The 2460-nt window shown below is 70.2% G+C and carries 2 protein-coding genes and 2 pseudogenes; 2 read left to right on the forward strand and 2 right to left on the reverse strand.

The window, feature by feature from the left end:
- Positions 1–491 (reverse strand): annotated as a pseudogene (locus KIK05_RS46375) (phospholipid carrier-dependent glycosyltransferase); the annotation flags it as partial.
- Positions 492–598: 107 nt separating this feature from the next.
- Between KIK05_RS46375 and rsmI the strand changes: the two are divergent.
- Entirely contained in the window at positions 599–1453 is an 855-nt protein-coding gene (rsmI, locus tag KIK05_RS46380; RefSeq protein WP_214417332.1) for a 16S rRNA (cytidine(1402)-2'-O)-methyltransferase, read from the forward strand.
- A gap of 4 nt (positions 1454–1457) precedes the next feature.
- Here rsmI and tatA read toward each other — a convergent pair whose 3' ends face one another.
- Positions 1458–1673 (reverse strand): Sec-independent protein translocase subunit TatA, encoded by a 216-nt coding sequence (tatA, locus tag KIK05_RS46385; protein ID WP_214417333.1) that lies wholly within the window; start codon positions 1671–1673, stop codon positions 1458–1460.
- Positions 1674–2029: 356 nt separating this feature from the next.
- Between tatA and KIK05_RS46390 the strand changes: the two are divergent.
- Positions 2030–2460 (forward strand): annotated as a pseudogene (locus tag KIK05_RS46390) (phospholipid carrier-dependent glycosyltransferase); the annotation flags it as partial.

Below are 2460 nucleotides of genomic sequence, written 5' to 3' on the forward strand. Positions count from 1 at the left end.
CGGGCCACCCGCGCCAGGACCAGGATCGAGACCACCCCGACCACCGCCGCCGAGAACCGCCACCCGAACGGATCAGCCCCGAAGAGCCACTCACCCACCCCGATCATCCACTTACCCAATGGCGGGTGGACGACGTAGGAGGCGCACTTGTCCATCTCGGAGGGCGCGCAGTGCTGCCAGATCTTGGTGTCGCCCTTGAGCAGCAGTTTGTCGGCGTTCTTGAGCGTGACCCGCTCCACGCCGAAGTTGATGAGCGACAGAGAGTCCTTGGCGTAGTACGTCTCGTCGAACACCACCGCCTTCGGCGTACCGAGACGGTAGAAGCGCAGGAACCCGCCGAACGCGGCCACCAGCAGCGGCCCGAGCCACCCCCACAGGGGGCTTCCCTGGAACGGCGGGACCAGCCGGTCGCGCACCGACACCCGCTGTGCGGGCTGGTCACGCGGCTCCGGCTGCTCGAAGTCCTGGTTGGGGAAGTCCGTCAGGGCCATCCGGACATCGTACGGGGCCGCCATTACGGTGAGCCTAAGAAACACCTCTAACGTACCCAATTGGGAAAGAACTGCCCTGACATGCTGCGCTGATGACCTTCGCATGCATGAGGGAAGATGGGCCTGTGAACGACAAGGGCAGGCTGGTGCTGGCGGGTGCTCCGATCGGGCAGGCCGACGACGCGTCCCCGAGGCTGCGTGAGGCGCTCGCCACGGCGGACGTCATCGCCGCCGAGGACACCCGCAGGCTGCGACGGCTCGCCACCGATATCGGCGTCAGCCTCGGCGGGCGGGTGGTGTCCTACTACGACGCCAACGAGGCGGCGCGGGCGCAGGAGCTGCTCGGCGCGCTGCTGGACGGCGAGACGGTCCTGGTGATCACCGACGCCGGGATGCCGGGGGTCTCCGACCCGGGATACCGCCTGACGCGCCTCGCCGTCGACGCCGGCGTCCCCGTGACGGCGCTTCCCGGCCCTTCGGCGGTGACCACGGCGCTCGCGATCTCCGGTCTGGCGAGCGACCGGTTCTGCTTCGAGGGCTTCCCGCCGCGCAAGCCCGGCGAGCGCTCCCGTCGCCTGGCCGCGCTGGCGGGCGAGGAACGCACGATGGTCTTCTTCGAGGCTCCGCACCGGCTGGGGGCCACCCTCGGGGCCATGGCGGAGGCCTTCGGCGCCGAGCGCCCGGCGGCGGTGTGCCGCGAGCTGACCAAGACCTACGAGGAGGTGCGCCGGGGCGGCCTGGGCGAGCTGGCCGCCTGGGCCGAGGGGGACGTGCGGGGCGAGATCACCCTCGTCGTCGCCGGTCACGAGCCCGGCTCGGCCGAACCGGACATCGAGGAGCTCGTCGACGAGGTGGCCCGCAGGCAGGAGGCGGGCACTCCGCGCAAACAGGCGATCGTCGAGGTCGCCAAGTCGGCCGGCATCCCCAAGCGCACCCTCTATGACGCCGTTCATCGCGCCTGACCGATCAGTGCCGGGGCTTGTCCGGCTCCTGGGGCGGCGGTGACGCGGCGTCCGAGGGCAGCCGGGCGGCGTCCTCGCCGTCCATCTTCCGCATCTCGCCCTTGAAGAGCCGCAGGGACTGGCCGAGCGACCTGGCCATGTCGGGCAACCGCTTGGAGCCGAACAGCAGCACCAGGACCACCAGGACGATGAGCCAGTGCCACACAGAGAGCTCGCCCATGATCGCCTCCCCTCCGGTCGGGTGAGCACCGCGTGCACCAGAAGTTTACGCCGTGTCATATCCGCTGGTGGGAGGGGTGAAGCGCCCTCGCCTGGCCCCACGTCTCGGGCGCGGCCGTCCAGGAGTACGGCGGTGGCGGCGCCCGTCGTACCGCGGTGATCCTCTGGATGGGGACGGGTCGGGGCACATAAGGTGCCCGAGTGGCTCTTCGCGCCTTCCCCCTGAGATCCGCCCGGAAACCACGACTTTTCCGGAGACGGCCAGGTTCTTTCGTCGGTAGTTCCCCGGACGGAGACCGGCGCGAGCCGCCCGGACCCGAAGATCCGGCGGCCGGAAGGCTCCGCAGGGCCGCGGAGGTGCGCGACCGGCTCGTTCCGCCGTTCCAGGGAAGCCCCCTGTGGGGGTGGCTCGGGCCGCTGCTGGTGGCCGCGTTCGGCGGGTTCCTGCGCTTCTACCGTCTCGGTACGCCGAAGGCGGTGGTGTTCGACGAGACGTACTACGCCAAGGACGCGCTGTCCCTGATCAGATTCGGCGTCGAACGGACGTTCCTCGGCACCGACAAGAACCCGATCGCCGACCAGAGGCTCATCGCCGGCCGCGACGACCTCTGGGTGACCTGCACCCCCGACAACCTGGATCCCTGCGCGCTCTACGTGGCGCACCCGCCGTTGGGTAAGTGGATGATCGGGGTGGGTGAGTGGCTCTTCGGGGCTGATCCGTTCGGGTGGCGGTTCTCGGCGGCGGTGGTCGGGGTGGTCTCGATCCTGGTCCTGGCGCGGGTGGCCCG

The sequence above is a fragment of the Sphaerisporangium fuscum genome (assembly GCF_018531465.1).
Taxonomy (GTDB): domain Bacteria; phylum Actinomycetota; class Actinomycetes; order Streptosporangiales; family Streptosporangiaceae; genus Sphaerisporangium; species Sphaerisporangium fuscum.

What these genes read in the sequence shown, in the direction of transcription:
- rsmI (WP_214417332.1), top strand. Translation starts at nt 599, where the DNA reads ATGAGGGAAGATGGGCCTGTGAACGACAAGGGCAGGCTGGTGCTGGCG.
- tatA (WP_214417333.1), bottom strand. Translation starts at nt 1,673, where the DNA reads ATGGGCGAGCTCTCTGTGTGGCACTGGCTCATCGTCCTGGTGGTCCTG.